Source organism: Nonomuraea fastidiosa, assembly GCF_042751225.1.
Lineage (GTDB): Bacteria > Actinomycetota > Actinomycetes > Streptosporangiales > Streptosporangiaceae > Nonomuraea > Nonomuraea fastidiosa.
In genome coordinates, this window is record NZ_CP170570.1 from 4432914 (window position 1) to 4451440 (window position 18527).

The following is an 18527-nucleotide window of genomic DNA, read 5'->3' on the forward strand; positions in this document are numbered from 1 at the left end:
TCATCAGGGGCGGTTGGTTCGGAGCACATGGCGGATAACGTCGGCGAATGGCTGGCCGTGGGTGAGGACCGGAGTGTCGAAGAACGACGAGGCCACGTAACGGGTCGTCACGACCTGACGCAGGTGCCCAGGCAGAGGATCGGGGGCGGTGATGATCGGCCCCATCCATCGGGTCAGATCGGTTAGAAGGTCATGAGGGCGGCCGGCGAAGGTGCCGGGCAGCGGTGTGGTGACGAGCTGGTTGTCGAAAGGTTCGATGCCCAGCAGCGTGCCCACGGTCAGGTATTCGCGAAGGTAGATGGTGCGCAGACTGGTCTCGTTCAGCAGCACCGCCTCTGTCCCGCTGCGCAGCAGGTAGTCGGCTACCTCGCGCAGCAGGCATGACCTGTCCAGCTGCCGGTGGCGATAGCGGGGTGCCAGCACGCCGAGCGGCGCGCGGAGGCGGCCGCGGATGCGGTCGATGCCGTTTGCGATGTCCTGCAGCGTCTCAGGGACGCCGGAGGACGGCGCGAAGGTGTGGACGCTAGCACGCCAGCCTGCCCCGTCCGGGGCGGCCACAGCGTAGCCTTCGGCCAGCTCGCGCCCTTTGACCACCACGGTGGTGCCGACTGTCGTGGGCCCGTACTGGTCGCTGTGGCAGTGACCGGAGAAGATGACGTCTAGATGCGGGCACGCCGCCGCGAGCTTCAGATCGTGTTCGTAGCCGGCGTGGCTTAGCACAACCCAGGAGTCTGCCCGATGGCGGTTCGCTAGGGTGTGCAGCGCCTGGTCAGGCGGGATGAAGGTGAGGTCGGAGCGGCAGTCGGCTGGCAGGCAGGCGAACGCCTGCTCGCCGAGGACTGCGGTGACAGCGACGCATTGGCCGTCGATATCTACGGCGCGGAAGGGATGAAAGACCGGCAGCCCAGCCTGGTTAATGTTCGCACACACGGTCAGCGCACGCAGGTCTGGTGCGAGGTGGTGGCGCCAGCCGTGATTGCCTGGGGCCAGCACGTCGTACAGGCGCATGAGCGTCTGTCGCTCCAGCGCGCCGCCGCCGAGCAGGTAGTAGCCGCTGCCCTCGAAAAAGTCGCCGCAGTCCACGATGAGCGTCGTCGGTCGTGCGTGATGCAGGTGGCTGAGCAGCGGCTCAGCGTTGTCCAGTGCGGAGTGCACGTCGGTGGTGGCGAGGATGGCTTGCACAGATCGAGCCGGGAGCCGACCTGCGGCCGCGGTCGTTACCATGGCTCAGCCCTCGGGGGGACCGTCGATGATGTCGGCTCCCAAGAGGCGGAGCTTGCCGGGCAGGTCGGCGTGCCCTCGACGCAGTTGATCCACCCTGGTCACGACCGTGGTTCCTTCAGCGGCCAGGGCGGCGACCATGAGCGCGGCTCCGGTGCGGATGTCAAGGGCCTCCACGCGCGCGCCGGTCAGCGTCTGAGGGCCGGTAAGCCGGCAGGCGGTGGGGGAATCCTCGACTATGACCGCGCCGAGGCGGCGCAGCTGGCTCAGCAGGTTGGCGTGCCGGCCAGGATTGATCTCGTCGGCGAACGCGTGCTCGCCTGTGCGGGTTAGAGCCAACGCCATCAACGGCGGCTCGAAGTCGGCGTCGAGGTCGGACAGAGACTCAAGGGACGCGATCGCTTTGATGGGTCTGATGGGCTTCTGCGTAGGGCTGACACCTCTGGCGAGTTCGACACCACCGTTGACGATGGCGATGGGGAAGCCGGCCGTGGTCAAAAGAGTGGTGAGCGGTGTGAGGTGCCGGGAATCGACACCGAGGACACGGCCGTGACCGCCGGTTGCAGCCATCGCACACAGCAGCGTCCCGGCCTCGATCTTGTCACCGGGGACCTTCCAGCGGACGGGGCAGGCTGCACCAGGCTCGACGTACAGGGCGCCATCAGGCAGGTAGGCCGCGTAATGGTCGGCCAGGCCCAGGGCCTCGACGAGACCGGTCACCTCAGGGGACAGGGACGGCGAATGAAGTAGCAGCGGACGTTGAGCGACCAGCGCCCGCAGCAGCGCGACCACGGTTGTGCCGCGAGACCGGAACGGCAATTTGATCTCGACGAGCGAGCGTTCCCGAGCTCGGCCGAGGATGATCCGGTAGCCGTTGCTGTCGGTGTGGACGGTGTCGCCGAAAGCCTCATAGACGGTGAAGTGCAGATCCATACCACGCTCCCCGACATTGCAGCCGCCCGGCCAGGGCAGGTCGGCGACCCCGTGTGCCAGGAGAGCTGGCACTAAGTAGTACGAGGCGCGGATGCGCGCGGCCAGGGCCCGGTCGATGCGGCCGACACGGCCGTTGGGGGTGAAGTGCACGGTGTGGGGGCCAGATGTATTCGCCAGGACGCCGGTTGAAGCGATCAGAGTGGTGAGCGCGACCACGTCTGATGAAGCGGGCAAGTTGGTGACGGTGACCGGCTTGCCAAGTACGGCTGCGGCGGCAAGCAGCGGCAGAGCTGCGTTCTTGGACCCGTCCACCATCACTGTGCCTGACAGGGTGCGGCCGCCGCGCACGGTCAGAGCGGTGGCAGGGATTTTGAGCTGAGCCATGTGCGCACTGTGCGCCAGGGCGTGCTGACGCACCAGGTGGCAAGTGGAGTCAGGGGTGGGACGGCTGGTGTCCGGGGTGCGGACACCAGATGACCTCTTGCTCAGTCCGGGAAGCCGGGGAAGGCTGGGGGTAGAGGACTGCCCGATTCCGGGAGGGGGCGCGTGCCCACGTCTCACCAGGACCATGCCGCCCAGTTCCGCAGACAGGCGCTGGCTGTGCATGGCGAGTCATTGCCGGCGGCAGCGCTGGAGGAGATCGCTCAGGCGATACACGACTGCTGCGGGCACAGTCTCTTGAAAGGCCACCGGCTGGCTCGCGGGTGGAGTGTGGCGCAGGCCGTCGCTCGGCTTGCTGCGGCTGCGGAGGCGGCGGGGTTGCCTCCGCGGGGCGCTTCGGAGCGTGGTTGGCGGCGGTGGGAGAACGGAGGGCATTGCGACTCGGACTACCAAGATCGTTTATGTCGGTTGTTCGAGACCGGGCCGGTCCAGCTCGGGTTCGGCGTGGACTACAGCCCGCGATCGGGGGGTGATCGTACGAACCGTCGTGACGCGCTGCGTCTGGGAATCGCCGCCTTTGCCGCGCCGGAGGTGCTGCGAGGCAGCGAGGACGAGGCACGTGAGCTGACGCGCCGCAGCGAGGAGACCGAGATCGGATCGAGCACGCTGGACCAGGTGCGCCAGGCCATCGACTACTACGGCTACCACTACGCGCGTTACGACGCGGACGAGGTGTGGGAGAGAGCCGGCGGTGATCGGCGTCATGTCGCGCGGCTGCTTGAGCATCGGATGACGCTCAAGCAGCGTCGGGAGCTGTATATCGATGCCGCGTGGCTGTCGCTGGTGCTGGCGTGGGCGGCTCATGACCGCGGGGAGGTGCGGCCGGCGCTGGCGTACGCCGCGGATGCGCGCCATCACGCCGATCAGGCCGACCATCCGGAGGCGCAGGCGTGGTCGTGGGACGTAGAGGCGACTATCTACTTCTATGACGATCGGCCGGATCGGTCGCTGCACGCCGTACAGCGGGGTCTGGCTCTGGCGCCGGTCGGCAGCCCCGCCTATGTGCGCCTGCTCGGGCAGCTGGCACGGGCTCATGCCAGGCTCGGTCAGGTCGAGCCGGCGAGTACGGCCCTGGCGGATCTGCGTCGTGAGGCGGACCAGCAGCCGGTGCATGTGCGCGGGTTGTGGACTGCGGATGCTGCGCGGGCCTGGTCGATCGCCGCGTCGTCGAATCTGTGGACGGGGCAGCACCAGCAGGCGCAGGCGTGCGCGCAGGAGGCGTTGGCGATCTATGAGGAGGACCCCAGCATCTCGCCGACGCGGCTGGCGATCGCCGCTTTGGACTGTGGGATGGCGTGGCTGAAGCTGGGTGACCCTGAGCGCGCTGTTGAGCACGGCATGATCGCGTTGTCTACGCCTCGGTTGTCGTCGGCGATCGCCGCGCGCTCCAGCTCGCTCTGCCTGGCGCTGGAGCGCTCGTTTCCGGATGCTGAAGCTGTTGCCCAGCTCCGCCACGCCCTGAAGGAGTTGTCCGGCCGCATGAAGCGGCAGGCCGCCATCGCACCGCCCAAGCCCGAATTGTGAGCTTGGGTCCTATTTATGTAGCTTTTGGCTCGTGGCGGTATGGAGCGGCCCCGGCGGCATCACGGTGGAGGTCATCCAACTGGACTCCCGCGCGCTCATGAAAGTGACCCAGACCGTCAACGGCCGGAAGTACCTGCTCGGCTACTGCGCCACCATCGCCGAGCTGACCAAGCACGTCGATCTGGCTGACCTCGTCGAAGTTGTCGCATTCCCCGGCCGCGGCCGCGAAGCGTGGGCGTAAAGAGGGCATCGCCCCACCTCCAAGTCGGACGATGCCCTCGGACCTAAGATCTCCGTTCTTGCCTATGCGGCGGGTGGGCGGTCTCAGCGCTGCGAAAACATCGCCCGCACCTGCTCTCTCAGTTCCTCAGGCGGCTGCTCCACCGCCTCGATGTGCTCCTCCAGCATTTCTTATAGCCGCCGCTCAGCCTTGGCCTGGTCATCCTCGTGTGCCTTCATGGGGCACATCGTCGCCCCTCACAAGATCGCCTGCAGCCGGTGTCCGGAAGATCCGTCCTGCACCAACAAGGGGAGGCAAGCGTGGCGGACATCGAGATCACGGAGACGGCCATCGAGGCGCAACGCGCCTACGACGCGGCCGACGAGCGGGTGCGGAAGCTCGTGAGCCAGTTGCCGCCGAGCACGGCGCTCGCCTCCGGAGAAGCGGAGGTCACCGAGGAGCAGCGGGAAGCCTTTGCACAGGCTCGCGACGATCGTCTCGCTGCCCTGTCCACGCTGCGGAACGAGCGGGCCCGAATCGACGGCGAACCTATCCGGGTCGAGAAGGTCCTTAGGGAAGCCGCGCGCACGTCGGCCCAATAGCTGACGTCGCCGCCATTCAGTGGGACCTACAGCGGCATCTCCTCATCGACGAACCTGACGCGGGCAGGGTTGGCGGCAAAGCGCAGCAGCTCGATCCGCCGCCCTTCCCGGTCAATGATCACCTGGTCGTAGGTGAGAAGCATCGACCGCTTCACGAGCTTCATCGTCTTGGCCTCGGCGTCGGTCGCCAGCCGTGTGGAGATGATCCGCCGCGCGATGGCGTACGGTTCCATGTCCGCGTCGGCGAGAGCGCGGTATACGCCGCCTTGGACCTGGCCCTGCTGGGTGAGGGGAGTGTCGCGGACGAGCTCAAGCGGGTAGATCGCCTGATCGACCCGTACAACGCTTAGGCCGGCGATGGCTCGGCGGTTGCGGATGACCACCTCGTCGCCCTCGTTGATGCCGAGGAGCTCGGCGACGTCGGGGGAGGCGGTGCTGGTGGTGACCTTGCCTGTGACCATCGCGCCGTCAACGCCGGAGCGTTCGCAGCACTTGGCCCAGGGGAGCGGGCCGTGCCCGTGGTCGCCGTGCAGGATGAGGTCCACGACGGTGGGCGGCGGCAGGACTTCCATGCCTTCGCCGACGCTGAGGCGGATGAGCTGTTCTGCCTTGAGGTTCTGGATGGCGTTGTAAATCGTGCCGGAGGCTGCGCCGTAGATGAGCTGGAGGTCGCGGTTGCCGGGGAGGATTGATCCGACGGGGTAGGTGCCGTCGAGGATCTTGGCTTTGATGTCGTCGGCGATCTTATGGTGACGAGCCATGCCGTCACCATACAGCTTTTCCTAGTAAATGGGTGATGTTGTTATTGGGGATCGGGCAGCTCGGGCGACATCATCCACGCCTGCTCCGGCCGCCTGCGCGGCCACGATGCAGGCGCGAGCACGTACATCTCCTCATCGCCCGCGGGGGTCCGCCGCAGCCTGCTCACCAGGCGCAGCAACTCCTCCCGTGCCCACAGCGCGTCACGGCCGGGGCAGGTGGCCGCGCACATCGTGACGCCGGCCGAGCTGCCGACCATCACCTGGACCTCCTCGGCGCGCTGCAGGCGCTTGGACGGATGCAGGCGAGGGTCGGACTCGCCGGGCACGACGACCTGCACCGTCGCGATGTCCGCGACTCGGACGAGCGTCAGCCTGTCCTGCGATGCCAGCCATGACGTCATACCGGCCAGGGTGAGGCAGCGCTGCGGTGATCCGCAAGCGATCTGGGAATCAGGGTCTGCTTGGGCCGGCCGGGGCGCCGGTGGGGCAGCGGGGTCGCAGACCCGTGTGCCTTGCCGGGGAACGCGCTCGGCGAGGCCCTGGTTGACGAGCTGGGCGATGGCATTTCGGATGGTGGACCGGTCAGCCTCGTGCGCCCGGGAGAGGTCGCGTTCGGAGGGCAGCCAGCTGCCTGGCGGGTAGTCGCCGCGCCGGATGGCGGCGGCGAGCTCATCCGCTATGGCCTGGGCCTTCGCAGGCGGCATCGGCATGCGATCTCTCCATGTGCTCCGTGGTCGGGTCCCACCTTAGAGGTCATGATCCGGTCCCCCGAGTGTGCCGTAGCATCAACGGCTTGCACTACCACGGTGGTAGCCCTACCATGAACCTACCAGCAGGCGGCTGCCGCGCCTGCCCCCTTCTGAAAATCCCTCCAGCCACAACCAGCGCGCCCAAGAGCGCTCAGGCGGAAACCGGGTGACCAATGACCGCTTCCAAGACGCCGACATCCCCGCTCGAGCATCGGCTCCAAGCCGAGGTCCGCAGCCTCAACGCGACGGTCGCCGAGCATGGCATCTGCCCCCGCGCCAACCCTGCGGCCTGGTTCGCCGCGGGACTGACCCGACGTCGGGCACGGCTGCTGTGTCAGCCCTGCCCGGTGCGCACGGCTTGCCTGCGCGCTGCCGTCATCGAAGAGGCCCTGGTCATCCGCACCGTTGGCGGGTCGGTCCACAGCCTGCACGGCGCCCGCGGCGGCCTCACCGGGCCGGCCCGCGCGCCCCTGGTGAAGGAAGTCCTCGACGCGATCGCCGACGATGAGGCCAGTCGGACGGCCGAGGCCGCCCGGGGCGCAGCTTGACACCTTACTCAAAGCGACAGCGGTACCGCTTGTCTTTAAGGAGACCCCTTTCATGGACATCTTCCGCGTGATCGCGTGGGCCGAGGCACACCCGGTCCTCGCGATGGTGATCGCGGGGACCGGTGTGGTCGTATTCGTCCTGGCGATCCGGGTGCTCAGGCTGGTCTGGCGCGTCGTCTCTTGGCTGTGGGCCAGGTACGTCGCCCCGCGCCCCGTCGAGGACGTGCTGACCATCGTGGCGGCCTCCATCGCCACTGGCGTGTCCGCCCAGGGCATGTGGCGCTTCTCCGGTGACGTGCTGGGGCTCGACGGTCCGCTGCGGTTGCTACTGTTCGCGTTCATCGAGGTTGCGATCATCACCAGCGCCGTGCGCGCCCGCCGCAACATGCGCGAGAACTACTCCGCCGGCCTCGACGGCATCGCCGTGTGGGCCCTGACCTGCCTGACCGCCGTGCTGTCGTCCATGGACGCGCGTACCCTGCCCGAGGCTGTGTTCCGGTTGGCTGCGCCGCTGGTCGCCGCCTGGTTGTGGGAGCGCGGCATGGCCATCGAGCGTCACCGCATTCGCGGTACCGGCCGTATTAACTGGCGCATCACCCCCGAGCGGATGCTGGTCAGGCTCGGCCTGGCCGAGACGAGGGACCGCACCGCGCAGGAGGTGGACGCCCACCGCCGTCTGACCAGGGTCGCGCTGGCCGCCAAGAAGGCCAAGATGCTGCGTGAGGGCGGCGCGTCCGAGCGCAAGATCCGCGCCGCGCTCGCCAAGCTCGATAAGGCGATGGACCAGGCGGTCGAGCACACCGGCCTGGCCGTCGATCAGTCCCGGCAGGAGGCCCTGCTGGCCCAGATCGCCGCGCTCTACAACACCTCGGCGCTCATCGATGCCAAGCCCGCCTCGCCGTGGGAGCCAGCGAAGGAGACGCCCGTCCCCCGATCGTCCCGCCGCAGCAGAGGACGAAGGACCTGCCGGCGGCCACATCCGTCCCCTCTCCGTTCCCGGGGACGACGCCGGTCCCGTCCCCTCGGTCGGGCGGGGACGACACGGGGACGGAACAGGTTCCGTCCCCGCCGAAGACCGAGGACCGTCCCCGGCCGCGGGCGGGGACGAGGCGGAGGGCGACAGACAGGACCGTCCCCCGTCCCCGAGGAGGACGGACCAGGGGACGAGCAGGCAGCCGTCCCCCCGAGTGGGACAGCGTTGACGAGCTGATGCCGCTCGGGTGGCGCATCGTCGCCGACCTGAAGAAGGCGGGGACGAACCTCACCCGCGACACGCTCCGGGACGCCGTCCGCGCTTCGGGGACACCGATCTCCACGCAGCGCGCCACGGTCCTCCTGCAGAGGCTGCGCGCCGAGGCCCCTGCCGAGCCGCCGTTGAAGACGACGCCCGAGGACCGTCCCCAGGGGACGAACGGGGGACCGTCCTCCGCCCCGGCCGGGGACGAGCCGGGGACGAACGGCCGCCCGTCCTCGGAGGACGACAAGGACGAGGAGGGGACGAAAGCTCGTCCCGTCCTCACCGACAACACCACTACCGACGAGCCTCACGGAGACACCCCATGACCACCGCCGTCCGCTACATGCTGATCCCCGCCTGGGACCATCTCGCCGATGATGACACCGTCGTCATGGTCGAACTGGAGCACCGCGCCGACGACCCGTACCTCGTCCGCCTCAGCGTCGAAGGCGGCGCCGGCGTGGACGTGCCGCTGGACGTGCTCACCGCGGGCCTGGACGGTCGCGCGGACTGCGCGGCGCTGTCGGCGTTTCCGCTGGATGAGGAGTACGCCCGCTGGGATGTGCGCGTGCCCGATGGTGAGCCGATCGCGCTGCGGGTTTCGCGGCCTCTGCTGGCCTGGCATCTGGAGTCGCTGCCAGACGTCGATCTCGATTGGGACGCGTTCGTGCGGTCGTGCGCCGAGGACTCGCTGTGACTGTCTGTGACCGCATTGGCGGGCTCGTAACACCGCAGGCCCGGTCGGGGCCGGTCGTACGGGGCTTCCAACGCGTGGGCGCGCGGCGCGCCGCGCGCGGCGCGCGCGAGGCCCACCGTAACACCCTCACGCACAGTGATCAAGGAGGAGTTGTGTCAGCGTCCAATCGGCTGGCCTACGCCGAGCGCAGGATCGCCGATGCCCGCCACCCGTGGACGGAGTTCCTCCGCGCCGCCGAGTGGTTGGCGAGCGAGATCAAGCAGCTCGCCGAGCACGACCCGTCCAGGGCTGCGAGCATCGCTGCTGATCTGCGCGAACAGGCCAAGAAGATGGCCGAGAAGCTGAACGTCGAGGACGCGGAGAGGCCGCAGCAATGACGTTCCAGTTCGTGCCGCCGGAAGGCCTCGCCGATCGGCCGCGCGAGGAGCCGGAACGGCCAGCCCCCGAGCCCGAGCCGGCTCCGACGCCTGCCCGGCCGTCGTGGATCGAACTGTTGGAGGAGCGGGCGCGCATGCCGGGCCTGCGCACGGCGCGGCTGCCCTCGGTGGCCACGGTGCGCGCCTACCACCGGGCACGCGAGTACGTGCCGTGGGAGGCCGGTCTGCTCGACGTGTTCGCCCGCGTCCACGGCTGGTTCGCCGTGACCTGGTGCTTCACCTGCACGGCGATCGCGTTCCTCGGTGCCGGTGACTACCGGCGCCGCTGGCGGAAGTTCCGCGAGGAGGGCCTGCCAGGGCTGGCCCGCGCGCAGCTGCCGAGGCTCAAGTCGCTGTCGGGGTTCCCGCGCGTGTGGGTCGCCTTCTGGTCCGCCGTGTGCTGGCCCGGCCTGAAGTTTTGGGGGCCGATCACGGTCTCCGCCTACCTGCTGATGATCGCCCTTCCCCTCTTGTTCCTCGCCTGAAAGGACATCCCCTCATGATCACTCTGGTTCTCGGCGGCGGGTTCTCGTTCGGCCTGGGCTGGGTCTTCGCGGGCATCCGCAAGAAGGACAAGCTGCCGGGCAAGCCGCTCGGCGTGCTGGCCGTCTGCCTCCTGCTCATGTTCTCGGCCAGCATGTTTCTGCTGCCGGTCGGACGCCTGTGCGTCAACCTCGGCGCGTGGTTGGTCGAGATGGCCACGCGCGGCGCGATCTCGACGCTCATCGGGTCGGTGGTGCTGTTTCTGCTCGCCTCGGCGTTCGCGTTCATGGCCGGCGCGGTGGTCAAGGACATCGCCAAGGACAGCAAGCCGGACATGCCGACCTTCGTGGCCTGCTCGATCCTGTGGATCTTCGGCGGGATCGCGTTCGGGTCGGTCTGGGGCCCGCTGGAGTACGACGCGTTCACCGCTGAGGTGATGCGCCAGACCGTGGAGAGCTGGTCGTGAGCGACGCCGTGGGGGCGGTGCTCGCCGTGATCGTGGCGTTCGCGCTGTTCGTCGTCGGCGGCTGGTTCTACTTCCGCAAGCCGGATGCCGACCAGCCCGCCCAGGTCGATCTCACCGTCGAACGGACATGGACGGCCACGACCACGAACGTCGCCATCGCGTTCATCAAGCAGGCGCTCGCACCCGGGCGGCGGCGCGACCAGGACGACCGCCGCGGCGGTCAGCAGTCGCAGCCGACCGAGCCTGAGCCTGACGAGCAGGTGCGCATCGAGCGGACGCGCCCCCAAACGCCGCCACCCCCGCCGCGGCGTGACACCCCGGTCGTCGATTCGGCGAGCACGACGCAGGTCGAGGTCGTCGTCGAGCGGTCCGCACCGCCTGCCATCGCAGCTCCACCGTCCGCCATCGCGGCGCCGCCGGCCGACGAGCAGCCCATCGCACCCGCCCCTCCGCTCGAACTCGAAGGGATCGACATGTCGCAGGCTCCCCTCGCGCCTGCCGGTGACGGCACCACCATGCGCCTGCCCACCGTGCCCCAGCTCCAGGAGGCGCTGGCCACGGGCGGCTTTGAAAGGTTCATGGCCTGGCTGCGGGCCTTCTTCCGGTCCAGCGGCTACCTCGAAGCCGACGCCCGCAACGTGCACGAGGACGCGATGGACGTGGCCAAGCGCGCCCGCAACAAGTACAACCTCGCCCTGCAGGCGTTCCACGCGGTACAGGCGGACGGGCTGGACAACCGGACGGTGACCCGCATGTGGGAGGCGCTGGCCACCGCTGAGCAGGAAGCCAACGCGGCCGCGCTGGTCACCCACGCCACCGCGCGGCTGGTGGTCGCGTGCGGCGGTGGCCAGCCCACGGTGGCCGCCGTCATCAGCGCGCTCGACTACGGACACGGCGACATCGCCCGCGCGGTGCGGTCCGCGCCCGTCCGGGTCGTGCGCCGGATCACCTTCTACGAGAACTGAGGGAGCACCAGGTGGCCCGCCACACCACCACTGATCAGCAGCCCGACAACCAGTCCGACCACGACCGGAACGACGACGAGCAGGCCGCGGCCCTCGCCGCGGCCGCCCGCTCCTTCGCCCGCAAGACTGTGCATCGCTACGGTCGTGCGATCGCTCCGCACGCCACCGCCGCCGGCGTGTGGGGCGCGGGCGCGCTCCTCCACCTGGCCGACACGCCTGCCTGGCAGGTGCTCGTCGGTGAGGCGGGCATCGCCGCCGCTGCCGCGACGGTGCGTGCCCTGTTCCCGACCACGCGCACGGTGCTGACGGGCCGCTGGTGGCAGGTCGGCGCGGGTCTGTGGCTGCCGGTCGCGGCCGAGGTCGGTGCGACCGGGCTGATGCAGAGCGTGTACTTCGCGGCGGCCGGTCTGTGGACGGTCCCGGCCGTGTGGCGCAACCGCAACTACATCACGCGGCCGGTGCGCAAGCGGCACGCGCTGGAGGCCGCGAAGGCCAAGGAGCTGGAGGCCGACCCGATCGTGACCAGGTGGGCCCAGAAGACAGCCGGTACGAGGGGAGCGCTGCCCGGGTCCACGCTGGTCGGCCGCGAGGAGTTCGCGCGCGGCGGTGCTGAAGGCGTGCGCTACCGGGTGGTGCTGGACGGGCAGACGACCGAGGAGGCCATGCAGTCGCGCAAGCGGATCTGCAGCGACTTCGGCGTCGCCATCAACTTTGTGCACATCGAGGAGCCGGACGACGGCGCGCAGAACGCCGCAGTGGTCACGTTCCTGAAGAAGTTGGCCGTGGTCGAGCCGGAGCTGTGGACTGAGCCGCTGCTCGACATGGACACCGGGGTCCTGCCGATCGGGCCGTTCGAGGACGGCTGGGGTGACTCCGCGTTGCAGGTGTGGGAGCCCGGCTCCGGCCCGCTGCCGGTCGGCATCTTCGGCGCGATGCGCACCGGCAAGAGCTCGATCCTGAAGATCGCCGCCGCCGAGTTCGCCCGTACGGGCGGCCGGATCGTGCTGGACTACCTCGACCCGCAGGACGGGCAGAGCTGCCCGTCGCTGCTGCCGCACGTGCCGCACGCGCTCGGCATCGACACGATCCGGGAGAGGCTGTACGCCTACCAGGCCGAGATGCAACGCCGCCGCGCGCTGCTGGCGCAGATCGAGTGGACCGACGAGGACGGCGTCACGCATCGGGGCGTGCAGTCCTACGACCACCCGGGCGCGCACGGCATGCCCATGCTCGTAATCGCCATCGACGAGTTCCACCTGGTGGCCAGGCACGAGGACCTGGCCACGATCGTGCACGACATCCTCGCCGAAGGGTCGAAGTGCGGCATGACGGTATGGACGCTGGACCAGAACGTCTACGTGGCCGGGATGGGCGGCGGCGACATCCTGTCCCTGGTCACGTCGGGCAACGTCGTGGTCTTGCGGGTGTCGGACCGCAGGATCGCCTCGGCCACGTTCGGGGAGCGGATGAGCGCCTACCCGCACCTCATCAAGATCCATTTCCCGGGCACGCAGGCCGTGACCAAGGGATGCGGCTACCTGTTGGGAGCCACCGACCGGCCGGTCATGATGCGGGCCCGCCACATCCCGAGGATGGGCGCGGTCATGCGCGGCGTGCCGGTGATGACGGTGAAGCTGCCCAAGGTCGTGGTCGAGGGCGAGGACGAGGCCGCGCCGGCGACGCGGCGGAAGAGGGGCAAGGGGCGGCGCGCGCCGGCGGTCGAGGTCGTCGACTTTGATGTGCCTGCGCAGATGCCGCCCCTGGAGAAGGAGGATGTCGCCGCGGCGCGCAGGGCGACGCTGTCGCTGTTGGCGGATGCCGGTGAGGAGGGTCTGGCGGGGCCGGAGCTGACGGTGCGGTCGGGTTTGCCGTTGCCGGTGGTGTTCCGGGTGGCGCAGGCCCTGGCGCAGGAGGGCCGGGTGCGGGTGGACGGTGACCGGTATGTGATCGCGGACAAGGAGAGGGTGGCGTGATGGGCGTTGTGGTGCGGTCTCTGCTAGTGGCGGGGTGGGTGCTGTCGTGGAAGGCGGGGGCGGCCCTGATGGGGGTGAGTGCTGATCTGGCGTGGGTGGTGCCGGTGGCGGTGCTGCTGGCGTCGGCGCTGGTGCTGGTGCTCGATGTCGGCGGACGGGTGGTGCCTGTGGTGTTGACGGTGTCGTCGGCGTGGTTGCTTGCGGTGTTGACCTGGGGCGTGGGGTGGGCGTCGGCCCTCGTGGCGTCGTCTGCGTCGATGGTCGTGTGGCTTACGCGAGAGGACCGGCGTTAGACAGGATCAGAAGTCCGAGACAAATGCGACATGTGGCCTACTTGTTCGCGAACACATTCTGACGTGAATTGACTTCTCATGCTGGACAAAAGTGCGCACTGCGCTAAAGTGTCCCTGTCTCTGCTGTAACGAATGTTGCGACAGTCAAGACAATTGAGACATGCATACGGCAATACGTGTGCACCACCGGGGTTCGGTTCGAACCCCCGATAAGGCTGGTCCCGGGCCTTACGCCTGGCAGCACAACGCCCGGGACCGCACTCCAGCAGCCGAATGACTCGAAGGAGCGCCTTCATCATGACGCATCGGTCCACCCCCCGGTCCACTCGCCATCAGTGGCTCACCGTCGAGGAGGTCTGCGAGGAACTGCGTATCTCGCGTCGTTCCTGGGACCGCTGGCGATCCAGAGGCACCGGTCCTCGGGCCAAGCGGCTCGCAGGCAACGGCCCTATCAGGATCAGGCGTGACTGGCTCGACGAGTGGGTCGAAGCCCAGGAGGACGCGTGAAAAGCTACGACGTCCGGATCTGGAAGATCCAGCAGCGTAAGGGCCGAGCAAGGCCGTACCTCGTCCGATGGGTTGTTGCTGGCTCCGAGTTCAACCGGTCCTTCGCGACCTCAGGCCTGGCCGACTCTTACCGCTCCGAACTCATGACGGCGGCGCGTAAGGGGATGCCCTTCGACACTGAAACGGGCTTGCCGGAGGCGATGCACCGGGAACACCAGGGCATCACCTGGTTTCAACACGCGCTTGACTACGTCGCCAACAAGTGGCCGAAAGCGTCCGCTCACTCTCGCCGGTCCATCGTCGAAAGCATGATCGCTTTAACGCCGGTGCTGGTCCGTGACCGTCGCAATGCGCCTGACGACAAGCTCCTGCGCGACGCGCTGCGCTGGGTATTCATCCCGTCTAGGCCCGAAGAGGAAAGACCGGACGATGTGCGGGAGGCGCTGCGATGGCTGCAAAAGGCATCTCTGCCACTTGGCGCTCTGACTGAGCGAAAGGTCATCGTCAAGGCACTAAACGCTTGCGCCACGCAACTCGACGGCAGAGAGGCCTCGCCGGAGTACTACCGGCGGCGCCGCCGCGTTTTCTACAACGCACTGCGGTATGCGGTCTTCGAGGAACGGCTGGGCGCTAACCCGCTGGACGATAAGGCGCTCAAGAGTGATTGGGCTCAGCCCAACGTTGATGACGCGGTAGACCCTCGCGCGGTCGCCAACCCGCGCCAGGTCGCTGAAGCGCTCACAGCGTGTAGCTATGTCGGCCGCCGCCAGGGGCAACGTTTCGTCGCCTTCTTCGGCTGCATGTACTACGCCATGATGCGGCCGGCCGAGGTGAGCCGGTTGCGGCTGGCCAACTGCCATCTGCCTGAGTCGGGGTGGGGGAAGCTCATCCTGGAGGCGTCAACGCCCGAGGTCGGCAAGGACTACACCAACAGCGGTGAGCTGCACGACGACCGCTCATTAAAGGGGCGCTCAAGGAAGACCGTTCGAGTGGTACCCATCCCACCCGAGCTGGTGACGCTGCTGCGCTACCACGTCGCGACCTATGGCGTTGCCAATGACGGCAGGCTGTTCCGATCAGAGAGCGGTCGTCCAGTCCCGAAGTCCACCTACTCCCGGTTGTGGAAGAAGGTGCGAGCTCTCACGCTCTCCACCGAGCAGTTGGGCACGCCGCTGATGGCGAGACCGTATGACCTCCGGCACGCCGGTATCACGTGGCGGCTGTCAGCGGGTGTACCGGCTGCCCAGGTCGCGGAGTGGGCGGGGCACAGCGTGGAGGTGCTTCAGCGCATTTACCACCGGTGCATGGCCGGTTATGACGACGTTTGGATCGAGCGGATGAATCGTGCCCGAGGTGAGGACCAGTCGTGAAGCATGGTGGGTTGCCATGTTCAATAGCTGTCTGCCCGATGCGGGCAGCGCACGGGCAGACAGCTAGCGCTGATGGGAGAAAGTCCAGGCAGGCGCATGATCGTGGCGGGGCCTCCGGAGCCGGGTGCGCAGGTTCGAATCCTGCAGGGGGCACTCACGATCTGTGGTTCAAGACCTGCGGAAAGGCAGGTCTTTCTGCTGTCTGAGGTGTGTCACCCGATGGGGCGCAGGTGCTGGTCCGGCACCGGGGCGGCCCGTTCCAGCCGGCCTGCCTCCGCTGTCGCCGCCGGTCGTGGCGGTAGTCTCGGCTTCTTCCCTCCCGCCCGTTGGATATGCCTGGAGGAGCGCGTACTCCGGAAAGAGGAGGCGAGACGGGCGTATGACGGTTGGCCGGTGCACACACAGCCTCGACATCCGAGACCACGTCGTCGTCAAACGCTACGTCTCGTGGAGCCGGGGCGAACCCGGCCGGGAGTGGGCGGCTCTGAAGCTGCTCGCCGAGCACGCGCCTGGCCTTGCGCCCGTACCGCTGGAAGCCGCGCTCGACGCTCATCCTCCCGCGATCACGATGAGCAGGCTGCCCGGTACGGTCCTGCGGGGCCGGAGCGCCACCGACGAGCAGATCAAGGCGGTGGCCGCCGCGCTCACCCGGTTGCACCGGATCCCGGTCAGCGCGGTGGAAGCCGCCGCCCCCGCGCCTTGGGGTCCCGCCGTCGCGGTGAACAAGACCAGGGCATTGGCCGGCAGGCGACCCGGCCTCGGCGACGACCCCGTGGTGCTGGAGGCGTTCCGAGCAGGGGCCGCATGGCTGGCCTCCGCGGACCCCGACAAGCTGACCGCGAACCCGTTCCCGCCCGTGCTCGGGCTGGCGGACGGCAATCGGGCGAACTCCATGTGGGACGAGCGCGAACGCTGCGTGCGGCTGATCGACTGGGAAGACTCCGGACGCAGTGACCGTGCCTTCGAGCTCGGGGAGCTTTGCGAGCACATCTCCCGCGTCGACGGTGGCGACGATGGTCAGCGGTCCGTACGCGAGCGCGAACGCCAGCCCCAGGATGATCATCGTGGGGAACGTCGCGAGGTAGACGGTGTCCATCGCGATGGGCAGGAACAGCACGTGACGGGCATCGGATCCGGCGGGGAGGATTGTCTCGGCTGACGAGGAAAAGCCGAATCACGGACTGTCCGCTCAGCCGACGGTGAAGCCGTTCGTCGCCGCGCGGCAGAAGTCGCGGAAGGTCCGTAGCCAGTCGGCCGTCGCGGAGTAGTTGCGGCTGAGGTCGTCGCGGTGCAGTTCGTACGTGTCGGGCTCCGTGGTGGTCGAGCCGTCCAGCATGACCCGGCCGTCGCCGGGAAGGCCCGCGAGGTACGTGTCCAGGAATTCGGCGATGCGCCTGGCCTGCTCGCCGGACAATTCCACGTCGATGTTGCAGCCCAGCAAACCGGCCGTCTCGGCGTCGATGATGCCGGCCCGCTCAAGCAGTTCCACGGTCGGCCGCCAGTTCCACGCGTTGACGCCGAGCGAGGCGCCGTCCGGCGTTTCGAGTGTCCACGACATCGGCTCCACCCTAGCCGGGGCGGCGAAAGCCTCACCCTAGCCGGGCGGCGAAAAAACGAGGCGACGTTCGCGCCCTTCGTCGCGTTCAATGGGCGACGTGGATGAGGTTCAGGTCGTCGTCGCCCATAAGGAGCGTACGACCCTCCGGGTCGGGGACGTGTTCCTGAAGGTCGACGCCGATCAGGCCAGGATCGATGCCGAGGTCGAGGCGATGGCCATGGCGCCGATCCCCACTCCCGAGATCCTGTGGCGCAAGCCGCCCGTGCTGGCGCTGGCCGCCCTGCCGGGTAAGGCGCTCGGCCGCCTGGAGGCGCCGTCGGCGGCGTCGCGGGCGGCGTGGGCCGCGGCGGGCGCGGCCGTACGGAAACTGCACGACGCGCCGCTGCCCGAGCGGGTCGGCATGAGCCTCGACGAGATCCTGCCGAAGCTGGAGGCCGCCTGCGAGTGGCTGGTCGCGAACGAAGTGCTGGGCGCGGACGTGGTGACGCGCAACCGGCGGATCGCCGAGGCGGCGCTGCGGCCGTGGACGCCGGTGTTCGTGCACGGAGACCTGCAGATCACCCACGTGTTCGTGGACGGCGACGAGGTGACGGGAGTGATCGACTGGTCGGAGGGCGGCCAGGGCGATGCGATGTTCGACCTCGCCACCCTGACCCTGTGTCACGAGGAACGGCTGCCCGACGTCATCGCGGGCTATGGCGGTGAGGTCGATCTCGACGTGATCCGCGGGTGGTGGGCGGTGCGCTGCCTGCAGGCCACGCCGTGGCTGATCGAGCACGGCTTCGACCCCTGGCCTGAGCTCTCGGTGCTGCGCGCTCAACGGTGACGGTGGCCCTCAGGCGGGCCGGTACGCGCGCAGGAAAGCGCGTATGCCCTCCACGATCAGCGGACGGACGCGGGTGTCCTCGGCGGCGTTCGCCGAGCCGAGCCTGCTGATCGCGACGCCGAACGTCAGCGCGATGAAGTGGTCGGCGGCGAGCCGGGGGTCGGGGACGTCGAGGAGCCCGGCGCGGCCGAGCTCGGCCAGGCGTTCGGCCAGGGCCTCTTCGGGCACGTGGGACATGGGCTGCTCGACGGGGGCGGGCAGGTTGGCGGATTCGGCCGCGACCAGGCGCTGCAACGTCGCGTACTCGGCCGAGTCGAGCATGTCGGTCGCTATCCGCATGGCGAACGTGACCAGGGCGTCCTCCAGGTCGGAGTGCCGGGTGACGTCGATGAGGGTGTCGTCGAGCGTCTCCTTGATGGCGGTGATCAGCGACTGGCCGATCGCCTCGACGACCGCGCGCAGCAAGGTCCGCTTGTCGCCGAAGTAGTCGTAGACCGTGCGCGTGGACACGCCTGCCTTGGCGGCGATCGCGCCGATGCTGGAACGGTCGAAGCCGTCGGTGAGGAACAGCTCCCTGGCCGCCGAGAGGATGGCGGCCCGCTTGTGCGGCGAGCCCTCACGCAGGGTCTTCGTGGTCTGCATGGAACCGATCGTAGCGGAATTACACTGACCATTGTAGTGTTAACTACACTGCACGTTGTAGTGCAGTGAGCGCCGCGGACCCGCGGATCGGGCTT

23 protein-coding genes and 1 pseudogene are annotated in these 18527 nt (G+C 68.5%); 17 read left to right on the forward strand and 7 right to left on the reverse strand.

Annotated elements, in window-relative coordinates; genetic code table 11:
- Window positions 1–3: 3 nt before the first annotated feature.
- Together ACFMQL_RS20645 and ACFMQL_RS20650 are read right to left on the reverse strand one after the other, a co-directional pair.
- The gene (locus ACFMQL_RS20645) at window positions 4–1182 is read right to left on the reverse strand and encodes a metallophosphoesterase (RefSeq protein ID WP_378786631.1); all 1179 of its coding nucleotides are present in this window, start codon (window positions 1180–1182) and stop codon (window positions 4–6) included.
- Between the two features lie 45 nt (window positions 1183–1227).
- The gene (locus tag ACFMQL_RS20650) at window positions 1228–2538 is read right to left on the reverse strand and encodes a hypothetical protein (protein WP_378786632.1); all 1311 of its coding nucleotides are present in this window, start codon (window positions 2536–2538) and stop codon (window positions 1228–1230) included.
- Between the two features lie 465 nt (window positions 2539–3003).
- Here ACFMQL_RS20650 and ACFMQL_RS20655 point away from each other — a divergent pair, with 465 nt between their 5' ends.
- The 3 genes from ACFMQL_RS20655 to ACFMQL_RS20665 all read left to right on the forward strand — a co-directional run bounded on the left by ACFMQL_RS20655 (window position 3004) and on the right by ACFMQL_RS20665 (window position 4941).
- Window positions 3004–4119: a hypothetical protein gene (locus tag ACFMQL_RS20655; protein ID WP_378786634.1), complete on the forward strand. Its 1116-nt coding sequence runs from the start codon at window positions 3004–3006 to the stop codon at window positions 4117–4119.
- Window positions 4120–4150: 31 nt separating this feature from the next.
- Window positions 4151–4360 (forward strand): hypothetical protein, encoded by a 210-nt coding sequence (locus ACFMQL_RS20660; RefSeq protein ID WP_378786636.1) that lies wholly within the window; start codon window positions 4151–4153, stop codon window positions 4358–4360.
- A 299-nt stretch (window positions 4361–4659) separates the two neighbouring features.
- Window positions 4660–4941, forward strand: coding sequence for a hypothetical protein (locus tag ACFMQL_RS20665; protein WP_378786638.1), 282 nt, complete (start codon window positions 4660–4662; stop codon window positions 4939–4941).
- 26 nt (window positions 4942–4967) lie between these two features.
- On the opposite strand, the gene ACFMQL_RS20670 is transcribed toward ACFMQL_RS20665, so the two are convergent.
- From ACFMQL_RS20670 to ACFMQL_RS20680, 3 genes and pseudogenes are all read right to left on the reverse strand, one after another.
- Complete coding sequence (locus ACFMQL_RS20670; protein WP_378786640.1) at window positions 4968–5702, reverse strand: GntR family transcriptional regulator; 735 nt, start codon at window positions 5700–5702, stop codon at window positions 4968–4970.
- Window positions 5703–5743: 41 nt separating this feature from the next.
- On the reverse strand, window positions 5744–6103 hold the full coding sequence (locus tag ACFMQL_RS20675) for a hypothetical protein (RefSeq protein WP_378790284.1): 360 nt from the start codon (window positions 6101–6103) through the stop codon (window positions 5744–5746).
- A gap of 111 nt (window positions 6104–6214) precedes the next feature.
- Window positions 6215–6412: pseudogene (locus ACFMQL_RS20680) on the reverse strand (winged helix-turn-helix domain-containing protein); the annotation flags it as partial.
- Between the two features lie 212 nt (window positions 6413–6624).
- On the opposite strand from ACFMQL_RS20680, the gene ACFMQL_RS20685 reads away from it, so the two are divergent.
- The 13 genes from ACFMQL_RS20685 (at window position 6625) to ACFMQL_RS20745 (ending at window position 16565) form a co-directional block, all read left to right on the forward strand.
- Complete coding sequence (locus ACFMQL_RS20685) at window positions 6625–6999, forward strand: WhiB family transcriptional regulator (protein WP_378786642.1); 375 nt, start codon at window positions 6625–6627, stop codon at window positions 6997–6999.
- Window positions 7000–7051: 52 nt separating this feature from the next.
- On the forward strand, window positions 7052–8209 hold the full coding sequence (locus ACFMQL_RS20690) for a hypothetical protein (protein ID WP_378786644.1): 1158 nt from the start codon (window positions 7052–7054) through the stop codon (window positions 8207–8209).
- Complete coding sequence (locus ACFMQL_RS20695) at window positions 8209–8562, forward strand: hypothetical protein (protein ID WP_378786646.1); 354 nt, start codon at window positions 8209–8211, stop codon at window positions 8560–8562. The genes ACFMQL_RS20690 and ACFMQL_RS20695 overlap by 1 nt, the downstream gene beginning before the upstream one ends.
- The gene (locus ACFMQL_RS20700) at window positions 8559–8933 is read left to right on the forward strand and encodes a hypothetical protein (RefSeq protein WP_378786648.1); all 375 of its coding nucleotides are present in this window, start codon (window positions 8559–8561) and stop codon (window positions 8931–8933) included. Before ACFMQL_RS20695 ends, ACFMQL_RS20700 begins: the two co-directional genes overlap by 4 nt.
- A 152-nt stretch (window positions 8934–9085) precedes the next feature.
- Window positions 9086–9310: a hypothetical protein gene (locus tag ACFMQL_RS20705; RefSeq protein ID WP_378786650.1), complete on the forward strand. Its 225-nt coding sequence runs from the start codon at window positions 9086–9088 to the stop codon at window positions 9308–9310.
- Entirely contained in the window at window positions 9307–9834 is a 528-nt protein-coding gene (locus ACFMQL_RS20710; RefSeq protein ID WP_378786652.1) for a hypothetical protein, read from the forward strand. Before ACFMQL_RS20705 ends, ACFMQL_RS20710 begins: the two co-directional genes overlap by 4 nt.
- A 14-nt stretch (window positions 9835–9848) precedes the next feature.
- Entirely contained in the window at window positions 9849–10298 is a 450-nt protein-coding gene (locus ACFMQL_RS20715; protein ID WP_378786654.1) for a hypothetical protein, read from the forward strand.
- Window positions 10295–11263 carry a hypothetical protein gene (locus ACFMQL_RS20720; RefSeq protein WP_378786655.1) on the forward strand — a complete coding sequence of 323 codons (969 nt, stop codon included), beginning with the start codon at window positions 10295–10297 and terminating at the stop codon, window positions 11261–11263. Before ACFMQL_RS20715 ends, ACFMQL_RS20720 begins: the two co-directional genes overlap by 4 nt.
- 11 nt (window positions 11264–11274) lie before the next feature.
- Window positions 11275–13236, forward strand: coding sequence for a hypothetical protein (locus tag ACFMQL_RS20725; RefSeq protein WP_378786657.1), 1962 nt, complete (start codon window positions 11275–11277; stop codon window positions 13234–13236).
- Window positions 13233–13529 carry a hypothetical protein gene (locus tag ACFMQL_RS20730; RefSeq protein ID WP_378786659.1) on the forward strand — a complete coding sequence of 99 codons (297 nt, stop codon included), beginning with the start codon at window positions 13233–13235 and terminating at the stop codon, window positions 13527–13529. Before ACFMQL_RS20725 ends, ACFMQL_RS20730 begins: the two co-directional genes overlap by 4 nt.
- A gap of 297 nt (window positions 13530–13826) precedes the next feature.
- Window positions 13827–14036, forward strand: coding sequence for a helix-turn-helix domain-containing protein (locus ACFMQL_RS20735; RefSeq protein ID WP_378786661.1), 210 nt, complete (start codon window positions 13827–13829; stop codon window positions 14034–14036).
- A complete protein-coding gene (locus ACFMQL_RS20740; protein ID WP_378786662.1) occupies window positions 14033–15406 on the forward strand; it encodes a tyrosine-type recombinase/integrase in 1374 nt (457 codons plus the stop codon). The genes ACFMQL_RS20735 and ACFMQL_RS20740 overlap by 4 nt, the downstream gene beginning before the upstream one ends.
- Window positions 15407–15785: 379 nt before the next feature.
- Window positions 15786–16565 (forward strand): aminoglycoside phosphotransferase family protein, encoded by a 780-nt coding sequence (locus tag ACFMQL_RS20745; RefSeq protein ID WP_364060534.1) that lies wholly within the window; start codon window positions 15786–15788, stop codon window positions 16563–16565.
- Between the two features lie 30 nt (window positions 16566–16595).
- Here ACFMQL_RS20745 and ACFMQL_RS20750 read toward each other — a convergent pair whose 3' ends face one another.
- On the reverse strand, window positions 16596–16964 hold the full coding sequence (locus ACFMQL_RS20750; protein ID WP_364060537.1) for a hypothetical protein: 369 nt from the start codon (window positions 16962–16964) through the stop codon (window positions 16596–16598).
- A 97-nt stretch (window positions 16965–17061) separates the two neighbouring features.
- On the opposite strand from ACFMQL_RS20750, the gene ACFMQL_RS20755 reads away from it, so the two are divergent.
- Window positions 17062–17790, forward strand: coding sequence for a phosphotransferase (locus tag ACFMQL_RS20755; RefSeq protein ID WP_364060540.1), 729 nt, complete (start codon window positions 17062–17064; stop codon window positions 17788–17790).
- A gap of 9 nt (window positions 17791–17799) precedes the next feature.
- Here ACFMQL_RS20755 and ACFMQL_RS20760 read toward each other — a convergent pair whose 3' ends face one another.
- A complete protein-coding gene (locus tag ACFMQL_RS20760; protein WP_364060543.1) occupies window positions 17800–18432 on the reverse strand; it encodes a TetR/AcrR family transcriptional regulator in 633 nt (210 codons plus the stop codon).
- Between the last annotated feature and the right edge of the window lie 95 nt (window positions 18433–18527).